This window comes from Azospirillum brasilense (genome assembly GCF_008365405.1).
Lineage (GTDB): Bacteria > Pseudomonadota > Alphaproteobacteria > Azospirillales > Azospirillaceae > Azospirillum > Azospirillum brasilense_D.
The window spans coordinates 631828-647041 of sequence record NZ_QOKV01000001.1; the positions used below are offsets into that span (position 1 = coordinate 631828).

Sequence of the window (15214 nt, forward strand, 5' to 3'; positions counted from 1 at the left end):
GCCACTGAAAAAATGCTGGACCAACAAATCATGCGCCCGCAGGTGTGCATGGGGGAGGGGAATGCCCGCTGAGGTCGAGTCGCCGCGGGTGTGAAAATCGGGATGTTGAGGGCGCTCAGCCCAGCCAGCCGGCGACCATGGCCATGCCCGCGGCGATCACACCCTGGGCGTCCGTCCAGATCAGCTTCGCCGTGATGGCGATGGAGGCGATGACGAGCATCGGCCGCACGATGGCGGCGCCGTTGCGGATGACCATGTGCGCGCCGATCTGCGCGCCGATCATCTGGCCCACCCCCATCAGCAACCCGGCCACCCAGGCGATCTGCCCGCCGGCCAGGAAGAACAGCAACGCGGCGATGTTGCTGGTGAAGTTCAGCACCTTCGTGTGGGCGGTCGCCTTGCGCAGGTTGAAGCCGAGCAGCGAGACGAAGGCGATGGCGAAGAAGGTCCCCGTGCCCGGCCCGAAGAAGCCGTCGTAAAAGCCGATTCCCGTTCCGGCGAGCAGGGCGAAACCCCGCTCCCCGATGCGTTGCTGCGCGTCGATCTCGCCGGCCTTCGGGGAAACGAGCAGCCAGATGGCGATGCCGATCAGCAGCACCGGGATGACGTTGCGCAGGAAACCCGGGTCGATCATCTGGACGATGACGGCGCCCGCCGCGGAACCGGCGAAGGTGCAGCCGATCATCACCGCCATGTCGCGCGGCCTCACCTCTCCGCCACGGGTGAACTTCACCGCGGCGGAGAGTGAACCGAAGCTGGATTGCAGCTTGTTCGTCGCCAGCGCCTGCGCGGGCGACAGGCCGGCCCAGAGCAGGGCGGGGAGGGTCAGAAGCCCGCCGCCCCCGGCGATGGCGTCGACGAAGCCCGCGACAAGGCCGACCGCGAACAGCGCGGTCAGCGTCTCGATGGAAAGGAGGTCCATGATGCGGCGGCGGCCTTCGTCACCCTTCGGCCGCGGCGATGGCGGCGTTGAACGCCTTCACGGCGGCGCCCGGCCCATCGGGATGGTTCCACACGGCGCCGACCACGGCCAGGAAATCAGCCCCGGCGCTCACCAGCGGACCGCAATTCTCCTGGGTGATGCCGCCGATGGCGACGCAGGGAACCTCCATCAGCTCCGACCACCACCGGAGCAGCTCCGGCTCCGCCGCGAACTGCGCGTCCTTGGTGGTGGTGGGGAAGAAGGCGCCGAAGGCGACGTAATCGGCCCCGGCCTCGCCCGCTTCCATGGCGAGATGGCGGCTGTCGTGGCAGGTCACCCCGACGATGGCGTCGTTGCCGACGATCCGCCGCGCCTGGGTGTAGGGCGTGTCCTGCTGCCCGACATGCACGCCGTCGCAGCCGGTCTCGCGGGCCAGTTCGGGATGGTCGTTCAGGATGAAGGCGACCCCGCGCTCCTGGGCGATCGGGCGCAGAACGTCGCAGGCCCGGCGCACGGCGTCGTCGGAGCAGTCCTTCAAACGCAACTGGACGCAGGCGACATCGCCCGCGTCCAGCGCTTCGGTCAGTTTCGGCGCGAACGCCGCCGGCTCCAGGGCCGGCGGCGTCACGAGGTAGAGCCGACAGGCGGTTTCGGTCACCCGAGGCGATCCTTACTCTTTGCCCTGATAGATCTTCATGATCCGGTCGAGCAGCTTCAAAGCTTCGTCGCGGGGGCGCTGGAAGGCGTTGCGGCCGATGATCGAGCCGTTGCCGCCGCCGTCGCGGATCGCGCGGGCATCCTCGAACACCGCGTCCTCGCCCTTGGTGGCGCCGCCCGAGAAGACCACGATGCGGCGGCCGTTGAAGGCGCACTGCATGATGTGGCGGACGCGGTCGGCCTGGGTGGCGATCGGGATGTTCTTGGACTCGTAGACCTTCTTGGCTTCCGCCTGCTCCAGATGAGCCGACGGCAGCTTCACCTTGATGATGTGGGCGCCGAGCAGGGCGGCCATGTGGGCGGCGTAGCCGATCACGTCGATGGCCAGTTCACCCTCCTTGGAGACGGTGCCGCCGCGCGGGTAAGACCACAGCACGGTGGGCAGGCCGACCGACTTGGCCTCCTTCGACAGCTCGCGGATCTCCTCGTACTGGTCGTACATGGCGTCCGAGCCGGGGTAGATCGTGAAGCCGATCGCCGAGCAGCCGAGGCGCAGCGCGTCCTGCACCGAGGCGGTCACCGCCTGGTCGGCGTCCTCCTTCTGGCGCGACAGGCTGTTGGCGCTGTTCATCTTGAGGATCAGCGGGATCGAGCCGGCGAAGGTCGAGGCGCCGGCCTCCAGCGAGCCCAGCGGGGCGGCGTAGGCGTTGCAGCCGGCGTCGATGGCAAGCTGGTAATGGTAATGCGGGTCGTAGCCCGGCTCGTTCGGCGCGAAGCTGCGCGCCGGGCCGTGCTCGAAGCCCTGGTCGACGGGGAGGATCACCAGCTTGCCGGTGCCGCCCAACTTGCCTTCCATAAGAATGCGGGCAAGGTTGGCCTTGACGCCCGGGGTGTCGCTTTCGTAGTTCGCAAGAATTTCCTTAACACGACGAGTGAGCTTCATCTGGCTCTTCCCCTTGGGGTTTCTGTCGGAAATGCGGCCCTCATAGCCCAGCGCGGGATTCTTTGCAACGTCGGCAGGGGTTGTAATGCGGCCAGCCGCGGCGGCAAAAGGGCCTATCCGAGAGGTCGGGTCCGGAAATCGCCGAAGGGTGAGGCGCCCGCCGCGGGCTAGCTGTTTTCGGTCAGCCGATTTATGTCACAGCACGGATTGAACGATGACGTAGAGGCCGTAGCCGGCGCCCACCGCCACGACCCAGGCGCCGGCGGCCAAACCGGCCCAGACGGCGAGCAACCGGGCGCCGCGGATCTTCTCCACATGCGGTGCGGGAAAGCGCGAGCCGCGCGGAAGCCCGTCCGGCCTTTCCGGCTGGAGCAGGGCCGATTCCTCACCCTTTAACGGAATGGCATCCGCCTGGGGCCGCAAAGGCGTGGTCGTGGTCATGGGGTGGTACCGCATCGTGATGATGAAAACATCATACACCACTTTTGATCGTGCGGATTCGGGGAAAAAGCGGTATCGCCTTGGGACTATTCCGTGACATGGCCATCGACTTGCCCGCTCAGCCAGTCCCGGCAGGCGCGCCGGGGATCGCGGACGCCGCGCAGGTCGAGCGCCAGGGGAAGCGCCGTCAGCAGGCGGGAACCGCGCTGTACGGCGATGTCGGCCAGCCGTCCGGCGACGTCCGCCCGTCCTGTGAACAGAATCGCACCGATCCCGGCGGACAGTGCGCCCAGGGCGTCGCCGGGCCGGTCGGCGCAGTCGAGCACCGCCGTCATCGCAACCGACGGGTGCCGGGCGGTGGCGCTGGCGACCACCTCGCGAAACCAGCCGGCCCCGGCCGAGGCAGCTGCACCGGGTGCGCTGACCAGCAGAAGGGGAGCGCCGAGGTCCGTCGCAACGGCGCAGGCGGCGTCGGCGTCGCTCAGGCCATGGATGCGGATGGGGCGGCTGTGCGCGGGCACGGCGGTCATGACGGGAAAATCCGAGTGGGCATTTCCCCATCCCCATGGCGGGAATTGAGGCAGGTCAAACCGCCGGGGCGGAGGCGAGGCTATCCTTCCACCCCACGCATCCCTGGGGTCGCCGCCGATGATGGACTATAAGGGCTACAAGGCCCAGATCGATTTCGACGACGATGCCGGCATCTTCGTCGGCGCCGTCATCAACACGCGCGACGGCATCACCTTCACCGGCCGCTCGGTCGATGAACTGCGCCGGGCCTTCCGCGAGGCCGTGGACGATTATCTGGCGATGGCCTGCGACATGGCGGGCAACACCGAGCAGCCTTATTCGGGCAAGCTCGCCATCCGCGTCAATCCGATGCTCCACCGTGCGATCGCCACCTGCGCCGAGCGCGAGGGCAAGAGCGTCGCCGCCTGGGTCGCCGACCAGCTGGCGCAAGCCACGGGCATCAACGCCGTCAAGGCGGGGTGACCGCGTTCCGGCGGGAAATACACCGGCGAACTGAATGACGGACATGAAAAAGGGCGCCCCGTTCCGGGCGCCCTTCCTCTTTGGCAGCAAGCCACGGGTGGCTTACTTCGCGTTGGCCATGGCGACGGCGGTGTCGCTCATGCGGTTGGAGAAGCCCCACTCGTTGTCGTACCAGGTCATGATGCGGACGAAGTTGCCGTCGATGACCTTGGTCTCGTTCAGCGCGAAGATCGAGCTGTGCGGGTCGTGGTTGAAGTCGGTGGAGACCAGATCCTCGGTGTAGGCGCCCAGGATGCCCTTGAGCGGGCCGTTGGCGGCCTCGGCGATCGCCTTGGTGATCTCCTCCACCGACGTGGCGCGCTTGGCGGTGAACTTGAAGTCGACCACCGAGACGTTGGGCGTCGGCACGCGCATGGCGGTGCCGTCCAGCTTGCCCTTGAGCTCCGGCAGGACCTTGCCCACCGCCTTGGCCGCCCCGGTCGAGGTCGGGATCATGTTCAGCGCCGCGGCGCGGGCGCGGTGCAGGTCCTTGTGGTTGGTGTCGACGATGCGCTGATCCCCCGTGTAGGAGTGGATCGTCGTCATGAAGCCCTTCTCGATGCCGATCAGGTTGTTCAGCACGAAGGCCACCGGAGCCAGGCAGTTCGTGGTGCACGACGCGTTCGACACGATGCGGTGATCGGCCTTGAGCTGGTCGTGGTTGACGCCGTAGACCACCGTGATGTCCTCGTCGGTGGCCGGGGCGGAGATCAGCACCTTCTCGGCACCCGCTTCCAGATGCTTGGCGGCGTCGGCGCGCTTGGTGAAGATGCCCGAGCATTCCATGGCGATCTGGATGCCCAGATCCTTCCACGGCAGCTTGGCCGGGTCACGCTCCTGCACGACCTTGATCGAGTGACCGTTGACGATCAGCTCGCCGTCGCGGGTCTCGATGGTGCCGGGGAAACGGCCGTGGACGCTGTCGTATTTCAGCAGGTGGGCGTTGGCCTTGAGGTCGGCCAGGTCGTTGATCGCCACGACCTCCACGTCGTTGCGGCCGCTCTCGTAGATGGCCCGCAGAACCAGACGGCCGATGCGGCCAAAACCGTTGATCGCTACCCGAACAGCCATTGTTTTTCCTCCAGTCTGGCATTCCCCGACCCCGAACCATACGGCTTGGGGCGGTAACTCCCGGCCCCGGATGTGTGGTCCGAGGCGGTCATTGTCAGCCCCGGACCGTCGGCCCGGAGCCCGATCCCGCGAACGCTCGCTCTTTTACAGGCGCGCCTTCGCCGCGGCGACCACGGCCTCGGCGGTAATGCCGAAGTGCTTGTAGAGTTCCTGATAGGGAGCCGACTCGCCGAAGCCGCTCATGCCGACGAAGGCGGTGGCCGTGGCGCCCGGATAGCCGAGCCAGCGGTCCCAGCCCTGACGGACGGCGGCCTCGACCGCGACGCGGACGCCGCTGCCGAGCACGGAAGCCTTGTAGGCGTCGTCCTGCGCCTCGAACAGCTCGAAGCTCGGGATCGACACCACGGCGGCACCGATGCCCTCGGCCTGGAGCGCCTTGCGGGCCTCGGCGGCCAGCGAGACTTCCGAGCCGGTGGCGAGCAGCGTCACCTTGCGCTCGCCCTCGGCCTCCAGGATCACGTAGCCGCCGCGGGCGGAACGATTCTCCGCCGCGTGCTCGGTGCGCAGGGTCGGCACGTTCTGGCGGGTCAGCGCCAGGACGGACGGGCCGTTGACGCGCTCCAGCGCGATCTGCCAGCACTCCGCGGTCTCCACGGCGTCGGCCGGGCGCAGGGTCAGCAGGTTGGGGATGGCGCGCAACGCGGCCAGATGCTCCACCGGCTGGTGGGTCGGGCCGTCCTCGCCGAGGCCGATCGAGTCGTGGGTCATCACGAAGATCGAGCGCTGCTTCATCAGCGCGGCCAGGCGGATCGCCGGGCGGCAGTAGTCGGCGAACTGCATGAAGGTGCCGCCGTAGGGGATGACGCCGCCGTGCAGCGCCATGCCGTTCATGACGGTGGCCATGCCGTGCTCGCGCACGCCGTAGCGGACGTAGCGGCCGTTGAACTCGCCGCGGCCCTTCACGTCGGCGGTGTTCTTCGCCTTGGTGTTGTTCGACGGGGTCAGGTCGGCGGAGCCGCCGATCATCTCCGGCACCGCCGGGACCAGGACGTCGAGCACATTGCCCGACGCGACGCGGGTCGCCCAGCTCGGCTTGTCCTCGGACAGCTTCTTCTTGAAGGCGCCGATCAGCTCGTCGAGGCCGGCGGGGACGCCGTGGCCCATCGCCGCCTCGAACACCTTGCGGGCGGAGGGGTCGAGCGCCGCGACGCGCTGCGCCCAGTCGGCGTAGGCGGCGTCGGCGCGGGTGCCGGCGGCGCGCCAGGCGTCCAGCACGTCCTGCGGAACGACGAAGGCTTCGTGCGGCCAGCCGAGATTCTCGCGGGTGGCGGCCACCTCGTCGGCGCCCAGCGGCGAGCCGTGGCAGCCGTGGGTGTTGGCCTTGTTCGGGGCGCCCTTGCCGATGATGGTGCGGCAGGCGATCAGCGTCGGCTTGTCGGAGGTTTGCGCGGCCTCGATGGCCTTGGCGACGGCCTCCGGATCGTGGCCGTCGACGGTCGCCGTGTTCCAGCCGTAGGAGCGGAAGCGGGCCGGCGTGTCGTCGGTGAAGCTGAGGTCGGTCGAGCCGTCGATGGAGATGTGGTTGTCGTCCCACAGCACGATCAGGCGGTTCAGCCCGAGATGGCCGGCCAGCGAGCAGGCCTCGTGGCTGACGCCCTCCATCAGGTCGCCGTCCGAGGCGATGACGTAGGTGTAGTGGTTGATCAGGTCGTCGCCGAAGCGGGCGTTGGTGATGCGCTCCGCCAGGGCGAAGCCGACGGCGGTGGACACGCCCTGGCCCAGCGGACCGGTGGTCATCTCGATGCCGAGCGACGGATCGACCTCGGGATGGCCCGGCGTCAGGCTGCCGAGCTGGCGGAAGCGCTTCAGCTCGTCGATGGTCATCCGCTCATAGCCGGTCAGGTAGCCCAGCGAGTAGATCAGCATCGAGCCGTGGCCGGCCGACAGGATGAAGCGGTCGCGGTCGGCCCAGGCCGGCTGCTTCGGATTGAACTTCAGGAAGCGCGTGAACAGCACCGTGGCCACGTCGGCCATGCCCATCGGCATGCCGGGGTGGCCGGACTTCGCGGCCTCCACCGCGTCCATGGACAGCGCGCGGATGGCGTTCGCCATGGTGGTGATGGGGGCGGGCGGGGTGGCGGCGGAAGCAGCGGACATCGGGCAGGGTTCCTGAAGAATGTTCCCGTGGGCAGGCGGGCAGCGAACGGAGCGGGCCGAACGGGGTCGGGCAACACCGATTGGGCGGGAAACCAGGGGTTCCCGCAGGACGCGCGCACCATGCAGAAGCCATGTGCGCAGGTCAACACGGGAATGGGGATGGCGGCCCGGCTTTCCACGCATTTTGGGGGCACCGTCTCCACCGCAATCCGCGGCGTAATTCCGGTTGACGGCGTGGGGTGGTCGGCCCAACTGTAGCGCTCGGCATTTTATGCATGTGCGAATTATGCATGTGCGAACTGCTGCCCCGTTCGCCGTCCATCCGTCCGTCAAGGTTCCCCGCCCATGGATTCCCTGAAAGCCGCGCTCGACCGCCTCTCCAAGGCCGTGGATCGTCTGGAGCATGCCGCGTGTGCCCGCGAGGAACGGGTGGCCAAGCGCGAGCAGGAACTGAGCGAGTCCCTGCGCGAGGCCCGCATCGAACAGGCGCGCGCCCAGGAGAATGCGGAAACCGTGTCGAAGCGTCTGGAGGCGGCGATCGGCCGTCTCGAAGCGGTTCTGGAGAATTGAGCCATGGCCCAGGTGGAATTCGAGGTGAACGGGCGCGCCTACCGCGTCTTCTGCGAGGATGGGCAGGAATCGCGCCTGCGTGAACTGGCCGCCTTCGTGGACGCCAAGCTGAAGCAGGTGACCGGCGGCGGAAAATCCGGGTCGGAGGCGCAGATGCTCATCCTGACCGCCATCGTCATGGCCGACGAGATGCAGGACGTGATGGCGGGCCGCGGCCTCGCCCCTCTGTCCACCGTGAACGAGGCCGAGGTGGCCGCCGCCGTGGACAATGTCGCTTTGCGCATCGAAGAGGTTGCCGCGCGGCTCGAGCGCGCCTAAGTTAGTTCTTGGAAGGTCGCTGCCTGGTTCGTCAGGTCGCAATAATCCCCAGGGCCGATAATCTTAGACTCTCGGGAGCTGTCCCTGTCCGGACCGTGGTCCGGGTACACGGCGCCCACCTGCTCTGCAGGTCATGGAGGATAAGCAATGCCAACGGCCAAGGCGGCACCTTCCGCCTCTCCCGTGATTTTCCCCGACGTTTCCAGGCGACGATGACCGACCCGCGCGCGGCCAAGGACGCCGCCCGAGCCCAGGCGCGCGCCCGGCGCGATTCCCTCAGCGACGACCAGATGCGCGCTTTTGCCGCGGATGCTCTGCGCGACCGCTTCCTGGAGGAGTTGGTTCGGCCGGGGTTCATCGCCGACGGACCGGTTGCCGGTTATTGGCCGCTCGGTTCGGAACTCGACGTCCGGCCTCTGCTGCTCCATCTTAGGACGGGCGGGCGCTCCATCGCGCTTCCGGTGTCCGGACCGCGCGGGCAGGCGTTGACCTTCCGCGACTGGGACCCGGCGCTGCCGCTGGACGCCGGCCGCTACGGCATCCAGGAGCCGGGCGCTGACCGGTCCGAGGTGGTGCCGGCGGTGCTTCTGGTGCCGATGCTGGCCTTCGACCGCAGCGGGCATCGGCTGGGTTACGGCGCCGGCTATTACGACCGGACGCTGGACGCCCTGCGCGCGATCCGTCCCGTCCTGGCGGTCGGGATGGCCTTCGCCGCACAGGAGATGGACGCGGTGCCCCACGGGGCGCACGACGAGCGGCTCGATTGGATTCTGACGGAGCGCGAGACGCTCCGCTTTACGCAGTGAAGGTTGGGGACGATGCGGCTTTTGTTTCTGGGCGACGTGGTGGGGCGGTCGGGACGCGACGCGGTGATCGCGCACATGCCGATGCTGCGCGACCGGCTCGACCCCGACCTGACCGTGGTGAACGGCGAGAACGCCGCCGGCGGCTTCGGCATCACCGTGAAGATCGCCGAGGAGTTCTTCGCGGCCGGCGTGGACGTGGTGACGCTGGGCAACCATTCCTGGGACCAGAAGGAGCTGGTGGCGGCGATCGACCAGCAGCCGCGCATCATCCGTCCGCTGAACTACCCGGAAGGCACGCCGGGGCGCGGCTTCGTGCTGCTGCAGGCGCGGGGCGGGCGCAAGGTGCTGGTCATGAACGTGATGCTGCGCCTGTTCATGGACCCGATGGACGACCCCTTCGCCGCGGTGGACCGGGTGCTGCGCGCCCACCGGCTGGGCCCCAACGGCGCCGACGCCATCCTGGTCGACGTCCATGGCGAGGCGACCAGCGAGAAGATGATCATGGGCCATTTCTGCGACGGCCGCGCCTCGCTGGTGGTCGGCACGCACAGCCACGTCCCGACGGCGGACCATGTGGTGATGAAGGGCGGTACGGCCTATCTGACCGACGCCGGCATGTGCGGCGACTACGACAGCGCCATCGGCATGAAGAAGGAGGTCGCCATGGCCAAGATCATCCGCAAGCTGCCGACCGAGCGGCTGAGCCCGGCGGAAGGCGAGGCCACCGTCTGCGGCTGCTACGTCGAGACGGACGACCGCACCGGCCTCGCCACCAGCATCCAGCCGCTGCGGCTGGGCGGCCGGCTGAGCCAGTCCGTGCCGGTGCGGGGCTGAGCGACATCACCGGCTCGGGTCCCGCAGGGCCCAAAAGGGGCGCCCCAATACTGCCATATTGACTTTCTATATGGGTAGGTGTCGTCTCCGGCGCCGAAGGCGTGCGGTGGCGCACAAAGGCTGGTACATGTGTCCCACCGCTTACCAATCTGTTTCACAAGACCTTGTCTCTTTGAATCCATCTGGGGCTCGTTCGACGCATGGCCGGTCATAGCCAATTCAAGAACATCATGCACCGCAAAGGCGCGCAGGACGCCAAGCGGTCAAAGATCTTCAACAAGCTCGCCCGCGAGATCACCGTGGCGGCCAAGGGCGGCCTCCCGGACCCGGCGGCCAACCCGCGCCTGCGCGCCGCGATCACCGCGGCCCGCGTGCAGAACATGCCGCGCGACCGCATCGACCGCGCGATCAAGCAGGGCACGCCCGGCGGTGGCGACGACGCGAACTACGACGAGGTGCGGTACGAGGGCTACGGCCCCGGCGGCGTCGCGCTGATCGTCGAGGCGCTGACCGACAACCGCAACCGCACGGCGTCGGAAGTGCGCTCCGCCTTCACCAAGTATGGCGGCTCGCTGGGCGAGACGAACTCGGTCAGCTTCATGTTCAGCCGCGTCGGCGCGATCTACTACCCGGCGGCGGCTGCGGCGGCGGACGCCGTGTTCGAGGTGGCTCTGGAAGCCGGTGCCGAGGACGTGGCGTCCGACGAGAACGGTCACGAGGTCACCACCACGGTGGAGAATTTCGCGATCGTGCGCGACGCGCTGGAGGCCAAGTTCGGCGGTGCGGAGAGCGCGCGCCTGACCTGGAAGCCGCTGAACACCGTCGCCCCGTCCGAGGACGCCGCCGCCAGCCTGATGAAGCTGCTGGACGTGCTGGAGGACAACGACGACGTCCAGACCGTCGAAGGCAACTTCGACATCTCCGACGAGCTGATGCAGAAGCTGACGGCCTGATTTCAGGCTGCTGAGCGGAGGGAACCGGGGTGCTTGGGCAGGCCGGAAGGAGCGGGGCGGCGCAACAGCCGCCCGTACGCCTGTTGGGGCTGGACCCCGGCCTCCGCCACACCGGCTGGGGCGTCATCGACGTGTCCGGCAACCGGCTGACCCACGTGGCGGACGGCGCCGTCCATTCCGAGGACGGCCGTCCGCTGGCCGAACGGCTGTGCCAGCTCCACGAGGCTCTGACCGAGGTGCTGGAGCGCTACCGCCCCGACGAGGCGGCGGTGGAGGAGACCTTCGTCAACAGCAACGCGGTCTCCACGCTGAAGCTGGGGCAGGCGCGGGCGGTGGCCCTGCTGGTCCCGGCTCTGGCCGGGCTGTCGGTGGCGGAATACGCCAACAACATGGTCAAGAAGGCCGTGGTGGGGCAGGGCCGGGCCGACAAGACTCAGGTGCAGGCCATGGTGCGTCTGCTGCTTCCCGGCTGCGCGATCACCACGCCGGACGCCGCGGACGCCCTGGCCGTGGCGATCTGCCACGCGCATCACCGCTCAAGCTGGCAGATGTGGCGGCGGGGGGGCGATCAATCCCTCTCCCGCCCCGGGAGAGGGTGGCCCGAAGGGCCGGGTGAGGGTCTTGCGTTGCTCGACCCCGCCAAACAAGCGAAGCGCTACCCGACACCGCAGGAAACCGAACGCGCGCGCATCCTGCGACGCGATTCCACCGATGTGGAAAAAGTCCTGTGGCAGCGGCTCCGCAATGGCCAACTCGGGGCGAAATTCCGGCGGCAAGAGGCCATATTCGGTTACACGGTCGATTTCATTTCCCACGATCACCGCCTGATCGTCGAGTTGGATGGCGGCCAGCACGCCGACCGTGCCGAACAGGACATGCGGCGCTCCCGCTTGCTGGAACAGGCGGGCTTTCGCGTGCTCCGCTTCTGGAACAACGACGTGAACGACAATTTGGAGGGCGTGCTGAGCACGATCAAAGCGCGCCTGGAAGAAACCACGGTGGTGCGTCGGCCAGTCTCTGCGGCGGCACCCTCACCCGGCCCTTCGGGCCACCCTCTCCCGGGGCGGGAGAGGGGAAACGGGGATGAAAGCGCATGATCGCCAAGCTCACCGGTGTCGTGGATTCGGTCGGGACCGACTGGGTGGTGGTGGACGTCAACGGGGTCGGCTACCAGGTCGCCTGCTCCAACCGCACGCTGTCGCGCATGGCGGTGGGGGAGCGGCGGGCGCTGGTCGTGGAGACCTTCATCCGCGACGACCGGATCACCCTCTATGGCTTCGCCGATGCCGGCGAGCGCGACTGGTTCCGGCTGCTGACCACCATCCAGGGCGTCGGCTCGCGCCTTGCCCTGTCGATCCTCGGTGTGCTGGACCCCGACCAGCTCACCCGCGCCATCGCGGCGCAGGATAAGACGGCGCTCACCCGCGCCGACGGCGTGGGGCCGAAGGTGGCCGCGCGCATCGTCAACGAGTTGAAGGACAAGGTGGGCAACCTCACCCTCGGCGCCTCGGCCTCCGCCGCTCCGGCGGCGGGCGGCAAGGCGGCGCCGGCGGGCGGCCCCGACAACATGGTCATGGCGGACGCCGTTTCGGCCCTCGTCAACCTCGGCTACGGGCGGTCGGAGGCGTTCGGCGCCGTCGTGGCCGCCGGGCGCAAGCTGGGCGACGGGGCCGGCGTGTCGGAGCTGATCCGCCATGGCCTTAAGGAACTCAGCCAATGACCGCCGACCAGAACGGCACCGATCCCGACCGGCTGGTGCAGCCGGGCCGGGGCGCCGGCGACTCCGGCGAAGCCTCGATCCGCCCGCTCTCGCTCGCCGAGTTCATCGGCCAGCGGCAGGCGCGCGAGAACCTGTCGATCTTCATCCAGGCCGCCCGCGCGCGCGGGGAGGCTCTGGACCATGTGCTGCTGTTCGGGCCGCCGGGCCTGGGCAAGACGACGCTCGCCCAGATCGTCTCGCGCGAGCTGGGGGTGGGCTTCCGCGCCACCTCCGGCCCGGTCATCGCGCGGGCCGGCGACCTCGCCGCCCTGCTGACCAACCTGCAGCCGCACGACGTCCTCTTCATCGACGAGATTCATCGCCTTAATCCCGCCGTGGAAGAGGTGCTGTATCCCGCGATGGAGGATTTCCAGCTCGACCTCATCATCGGCGAAGGCCCGTCGGCGCGGTCCATCCGGATCGACCTGCCACCCTTCACGCTGGTCGGCGCCACCACGCGTTCCGGCCTGATCACGCGCCCCCTGCGCGAGCGGTTCGGCATTCCCGTGCGGCTGCAATTCTACGAGCCGGACGAGCTGGAGCTGATCGTTCGCCGCGCCGCGGCCGTGTTCAACATGCTGATCACGCCGGAAGGGGCGCGGGAGATCGCCAACCGGTCGCGCGGGACGCCGCGCGTGTCGGGGCGGCTGCTGCGCCGGGTGCGCGACTTCGCCTCGGTGGCCGGCGTGCCGGAGGTGGACGCGCGCATCGCCGACGCCGCCCTGACCCGGCTGGAGGTCGACCGGCTCGGCCTCGACAGCATGGACCGGCGCTATCTGGGCATCATCGCCAACAACTACAACGGCGGCCCGGTGGGCGTGGACACGTTGGGTGCCGCGCTCGGCGAGCAGCGCGACGTGCTGGAGGAGGTGGTGGAACCCTACCTGATCCAGCAGGGCTTCCTGCAGCGCACCCCGCGCGGGCGCATGCTGACCGACCAGGGCTTCCGCTATCTGGGCCTCAACCCGCCGTCGGCGCCGACCCGCCAGTTCGACCTGCTGGACCGGCTGTCGGAGGCCAACCCGGACCCGGAGGACGGCGATGTCTGACACCGCCCTGGCTCCGCAGCCAAATCTCTCGGGCTGGTTTGACGAGAACGCGCAGCACAGGCTGCGCTTGCGGGTCTACTACGAGGACACGGACGCCGGGGGGCTGGTCTATCACGCCAACTACCTGCGCTTCTTCGAGCGGGCGCGCACGGAAATGCTGCGGCTGACCGGATTCACCAACGCCGGGCTGGCCGAAAGCGACGGTGTGTCATTTGCGGTACGACGGGCGGAGATCGATTTTGTCGCTCCCGCGAAGCTCGAGGATACGCTTGAAGTGGTGACGCGAATCACCGATACCGGCGGTGCCTCCTTCGCAGTTGCACAACTTGCCCGTCGCGACGGCCGTGACCTCGCGCGGGCGGTGATTCAGCTGGCGATGATCAATTTGGCCGGTAACCGGGCCGGACGTCCCGCGCGCCTTCCGGCGCCGGTCCGCGAGGCGCTCATCGATTTGTACAAAAGGCAGAAGCGAGACTGACTGCGATGGATCTGAATTCCGCCCAGGTGGTTGGGGCCGCGGCGAAGGCCCACGACATCACGATGTGGGGCCTGTTCTGGCAGGCCGACCTGATCGTCAAGGTCGTGATGCTGATGCTGCTGGTTGCCTCGGTGTGGTGCTGGGCCATCATCATCGAGAAGCTGATGCGTATCCGCCGCCTGAACGCGCAGGCGGACGCCTTCGAGGAGAGCTTCTGGTCGGGCGGTTCGCTGGACGCCCTGTACGACCGCATCGGCCAGAACCCGACCGATCCGATGTCGGCCACCTTCGCCGCCGGCATGCGCGAATGGCGCCACGCCGCCGACCGCGGCATCGGTTCCATGAAGGGCTCGCTGCAGCAGCGGGTCGAGCGCGTCATGTCGGTGACCATCGGTCGCGAAATGCTGCGCGCCGAACGCTACATGACCTTCCTGGCGTCGGTCGGTTCGACGGCCCCCTTCATCGGCCTGTTCGGCACGGTGTGGGGCATCATGAACTCCTTCACCTCCATCGCCGCGTCGGGCAACACCAGCCTCGCCGTCGTCGCCCCCGGCATCGCGGAGGCGTTGTTCGCCACGGCGCTGGGTCTCGTGGCCGCCATCCCCGCCGTGATCTCGTACAACAAGTTCACCACCGACCTCGGCCGCTACGCCGACCGGCTGGAGACCTTCTCGGGCGAGTTCTCGGCGATCCTGTCGCGCCACCTCGAGGAGCGGGGAGCCGCCTGACATGGGAGCCCAGCTCGCAGGAAAGGGCGGCCACGGTCGGGGCCGCCGCCGCGGATACCGCGCGATGGCCGACATCAACATGACGCCCTTCATCGACGTCATGCTGGTGCTGCTGATCGTCTTCATGGTCGCCGCACCGCTGCTGACCGTCGGCGTGCCCGTCGATCTGCCGAAGACCAACGCCGCCCCGTTGGAGGCGCAGAAGGACCCGCTGTTCGTGACCGTCCAGTCCGACGGCCGCGTCTATGTGCAGGAGACGGCGGTGGAGACGGCCAACATGGTGCCGCTGCTGATCGCCGTCACCAACAACAACCCGGACGCCCGCATCCTGGTGCGCGGCGACGCGAAGATCGCCTACGGCAAGATGCTGGAGGTGATGGGCACCATGAGCGCCGCCGGCTTCAAGAAGGTCGGGCTGGTCGCCGAGATGCCCAGCGGGCCGGGCGCCACCGGGCCGCGCGTCGGCGGCTCGGCGCAGCGCTGAGACGCCACGGCG

General features: G+C 68.4%; 19 protein-coding genes, 1 other RNA gene and 1 pseudogene. 14 read left to right on the plus strand and 7 right to left on the minus strand.

Features of this window, described 5'->3' with window-relative positions:
* Positions 1–115 precede the first annotated feature (115 nt).
* The 5 genes from DS837_RS03015 to DS837_RS03035 all read right to left on the minus strand — a co-directional run bounded on the left by DS837_RS03015 (position 116) and on the right by DS837_RS03035 (position 3493).
* Positions 116–922 (minus strand): TSUP family transporter, encoded by an 807-nt coding sequence (locus DS837_RS03015; protein WP_149163350.1) that lies wholly within the window; start codon positions 920–922, stop codon positions 116–118.
* A 19-nt stretch (positions 923–941) separates the two neighbouring features.
* On the minus strand, positions 942–1580 hold the full coding sequence (gene thiE, locus DS837_RS03020; RefSeq protein ID WP_149163351.1) for a thiamine phosphate synthase: 639 nt from the start codon (positions 1578–1580) through the stop codon (positions 942–944).
* 12 nt (positions 1581–1592) lie between these two features.
* Positions 1593–2522 carry a class I fructose-bisphosphate aldolase gene (locus DS837_RS03025; protein WP_149163352.1) on the minus strand — a complete coding sequence of 310 codons (930 nt, stop codon included), beginning with the start codon at positions 2520–2522 and terminating at the stop codon, positions 1593–1595.
* A 195-nt stretch (positions 2523–2717) separates the two neighbouring features.
* Positions 2718–2963, minus strand: coding sequence for a hypothetical protein (locus tag DS837_RS03030; protein ID WP_149163353.1), 246 nt, complete (start codon positions 2961–2963; stop codon positions 2718–2720).
* A gap of 86 nt (positions 2964–3049) precedes the next feature.
* Positions 3050–3493: a hypothetical protein gene (locus DS837_RS03035; protein WP_149163354.1), complete on the minus strand. Its 444-nt coding sequence runs from the start codon at positions 3491–3493 to the stop codon at positions 3050–3052.
* A gap of 118 nt (positions 3494–3611) precedes the next feature.
* Here DS837_RS03035 and DS837_RS03040 point away from each other — a divergent pair, with 118 nt between their 5' ends.
* A complete protein-coding gene (locus DS837_RS03040) occupies positions 3612–3956 on the plus strand; it encodes a type II toxin-antitoxin system HicB family antitoxin (RefSeq protein WP_149163355.1) in 345 nt (114 codons plus the stop codon).
* A 102-nt stretch (positions 3957–4058) separates the two neighbouring features.
* Here the strand turns inward: DS837_RS03040 and gap are convergent, their stop codons facing one another.
* Positions 4059–5066, minus strand: a complete 1008-nt coding sequence (gene gap / locus DS837_RS03045) for a type I glyceraldehyde-3-phosphate dehydrogenase (protein ID WP_109469277.1) — start codon at positions 5064–5066, stop codon at positions 4059–4061.
* Between the two features lie 144 nt (positions 5067–5210).
* Positions 5211–7223: a transketolase gene (gene tkt, locus DS837_RS03050; RefSeq protein WP_149163356.1), complete on the minus strand. Its 2013-nt coding sequence runs from the start codon at positions 7221–7223 to the stop codon at positions 5211–5213.
* 345 nt (positions 7224–7568) lie between these two features.
* Between tkt and DS837_RS03055 the strand changes: the two genes are divergently transcribed.
* The 13 genes and pseudogenes from DS837_RS03055 to tolR all read left to right on the plus strand — a co-directional run bounded on the left by DS837_RS03055 (position 7569) and on the right by tolR (position 15202).
* Positions 7569–7793: a hypothetical protein gene (locus DS837_RS03055; RefSeq protein ID WP_038527192.1), complete on the plus strand. Its 225-nt coding sequence runs from the start codon at positions 7569–7571 to the stop codon at positions 7791–7793.
* A 3-nt stretch (positions 7794–7796) separates the two neighbouring features.
* On the plus strand, positions 7797–8111 hold the full coding sequence (locus tag DS837_RS03060) for a cell division protein ZapA (protein WP_149163357.1): 315 nt from the start codon (positions 7797–7799) through the stop codon (positions 8109–8111).
* Positions 8112–8124: 13 nt separating this feature from the next.
* A non-coding RNA gene (gene ssrS, locus DS837_RS03065) (6S RNA) lies at positions 8125–8284 on the plus strand.
* Positions 8285–8323: 39 nt separating this feature from the next.
* The gene (locus DS837_RS03070) at positions 8324–8917 is read left to right on the plus strand and encodes a 5-formyltetrahydrofolate cyclo-ligase (RefSeq protein WP_149163358.1); all 594 of its coding nucleotides are present in this window, start codon (positions 8324–8326) and stop codon (positions 8915–8917) included.
* Positions 8918–8929: 12 nt separating this feature from the next.
* Positions 8930–9751, plus strand: coding sequence for a TIGR00282 family metallophosphoesterase (locus DS837_RS03075; protein WP_149163359.1), 822 nt, complete (start codon positions 8930–8932; stop codon positions 9749–9751).
* 200 nt (positions 9752–9951) lie between these two features.
* Entirely contained in the window at positions 9952–10704 is a 753-nt protein-coding gene (locus DS837_RS03080; protein ID WP_014240508.1) for a YebC/PmpR family DNA-binding transcriptional regulator, read from the plus strand.
* Between the two features lie 29 nt (positions 10705–10733).
* Positions 10734–11270, plus strand: a pseudogene (ruvC, locus tag DS837_RS32515) (crossover junction endodeoxyribonuclease RuvC); the annotation flags it as partial.
* Complete coding sequence (locus DS837_RS32520) at positions 11253–11801, plus strand: endonuclease domain-containing protein (protein WP_247889756.1); 549 nt, start codon at positions 11253–11255, stop codon at positions 11799–11801. The pseudogene ruvC and the gene DS837_RS32520, both read left to right, overlap by 18 nt.
* Positions 11798–12424, plus strand: a complete 627-nt coding sequence (gene ruvA / locus DS837_RS03090; RefSeq protein WP_145626103.1) for a Holliday junction branch migration protein RuvA — start codon at positions 11798–11800, stop codon at positions 12422–12424. The genes DS837_RS32520 and ruvA overlap by 4 nt, the downstream gene beginning before the upstream one ends.
* Positions 12421–13512 (plus strand): Holliday junction branch migration DNA helicase RuvB, encoded by a 1092-nt coding sequence (gene ruvB / locus DS837_RS03095; protein WP_149163361.1) that lies wholly within the window; start codon positions 12421–12423, stop codon positions 13510–13512. The genes ruvA and ruvB overlap by 4 nt, the downstream gene beginning before the upstream one ends.
* Positions 13505–13990 (plus strand): tol-pal system-associated acyl-CoA thioesterase, encoded by a 486-nt coding sequence (gene ybgC / locus DS837_RS03100; RefSeq protein ID WP_149163362.1) that lies wholly within the window; start codon positions 13505–13507, stop codon positions 13988–13990. The genes ruvB and ybgC overlap by 8 nt, the downstream gene beginning before the upstream one ends.
* A gap of 5 nt (positions 13991–13995) precedes the next feature.
* The gene (gene tolQ / locus DS837_RS03105; RefSeq protein ID WP_149163363.1) at positions 13996–14718 is read left to right on the plus strand and encodes a protein TolQ; all 723 of its coding nucleotides are present in this window, start codon (positions 13996–13998) and stop codon (positions 14716–14718) included.
* A gap of 1 nt (position 14719) precedes the next feature.
* Complete coding sequence (tolR, locus tag DS837_RS03110) at positions 14720–15202, plus strand: protein TolR (protein WP_014240514.1); 483 nt, start codon at positions 14720–14722, stop codon at positions 15200–15202.
* Positions 15203–15214 lie beyond the last annotated feature (12 nt).

What these genes read in the sequence shown, in the direction of transcription:
- DS837_RS03015 (WP_149163350.1), bottom strand. Translation starts at nt 922, where the DNA reads ATGGACCTCCTTTCCATCGAGACGCTGACCGCGCTGTTCGCGGTCGGC.
- DS837_RS03025 (WP_149163352.1), bottom strand. Translation starts at nt 2,522, where the DNA reads ATGAAGCTCACTCGTCGTGTTAAGGAAATTCTTGCGAACTACGAAAGC.
- DS837_RS03030 (WP_149163353.1), bottom strand. Translation starts at nt 2,963, where the DNA reads ATGACCACGACCACGCCTTTGCGGCCCCAGGCGGATGCCATTCCGTTA.
- DS837_RS03035 (WP_149163354.1), bottom strand. Translation starts at nt 3,493, where the DNA reads ATGACCGCCGTGCCCGCGCACAGCCGCCCCATCCGCATCCATGGCCTG.
- DS837_RS03040 (WP_149163355.1), top strand. Translation starts at nt 3,612, where the DNA reads ATGATGGACTATAAGGGCTACAAGGCCCAGATCGATTTCGACGACGAT.
- gap (WP_109469277.1), bottom strand. Translation starts at nt 5,066, where the DNA reads ATGGCTGTTCGGGTAGCGATCAACGGTTTTGGCCGCATCGGCCGTCTG.
- tkt (WP_149163356.1), bottom strand. Translation starts at nt 7,223, where the DNA reads ATGTCCGCTGCTTCCGCCGCCACCCCGCCCGCCCCCATCACCACCATG.
- DS837_RS03055 (WP_038527192.1), top strand. Translation starts at nt 7,569, where the DNA reads ATGGATTCCCTGAAAGCCGCGCTCGACCGCCTCTCCAAGGCCGTGGAT.
- DS837_RS03060 (WP_149163357.1), top strand. Translation starts at nt 7,797, where the DNA reads ATGGCCCAGGTGGAATTCGAGGTGAACGGGCGCGCCTACCGCGTCTTC.
- DS837_RS03070 (WP_149163358.1), top strand. Translation starts at nt 8,324, where the DNA reads ATGACCGACCCGCGCGCGGCCAAGGACGCCGCCCGAGCCCAGGCGCGC.
- DS837_RS03075 (WP_149163359.1), top strand. Translation starts at nt 8,930, where the DNA reads ATGCGGCTTTTGTTTCTGGGCGACGTGGTGGGGCGGTCGGGACGCGAC.
- DS837_RS03080 (WP_014240508.1), top strand. Translation starts at nt 9,952, where the DNA reads ATGGCCGGTCATAGCCAATTCAAGAACATCATGCACCGCAAAGGCGCG.
- DS837_RS32520 (WP_247889756.1), top strand. Translation starts at nt 11,253, where the DNA reads ATGTGGCGGCGGGGGGGCGATCAATCCCTCTCCCGCCCCGGGAGAGGG.
- ruvA (WP_145626103.1), top strand. Translation starts at nt 11,798, where the DNA reads ATGATCGCCAAGCTCACCGGTGTCGTGGATTCGGTCGGGACCGACTGG.
- ruvB (WP_149163361.1), top strand. Translation starts at nt 12,421, where the DNA reads ATGACCGCCGACCAGAACGGCACCGATCCCGACCGGCTGGTGCAGCCG.
- ybgC (WP_149163362.1), top strand. Translation starts at nt 13,505, where the DNA reads ATGTCTGACACCGCCCTGGCTCCGCAGCCAAATCTCTCGGGCTGGTTT.
- tolQ (WP_149163363.1), top strand. Translation starts at nt 13,996, where the DNA reads ATGGATCTGAATTCCGCCCAGGTGGTTGGGGCCGCGGCGAAGGCCCAC.
- tolR (WP_014240514.1), top strand. Translation starts at nt 14,720, where the DNA reads ATGGGAGCCCAGCTCGCAGGAAAGGGCGGCCACGGTCGGGGCCGCCGC.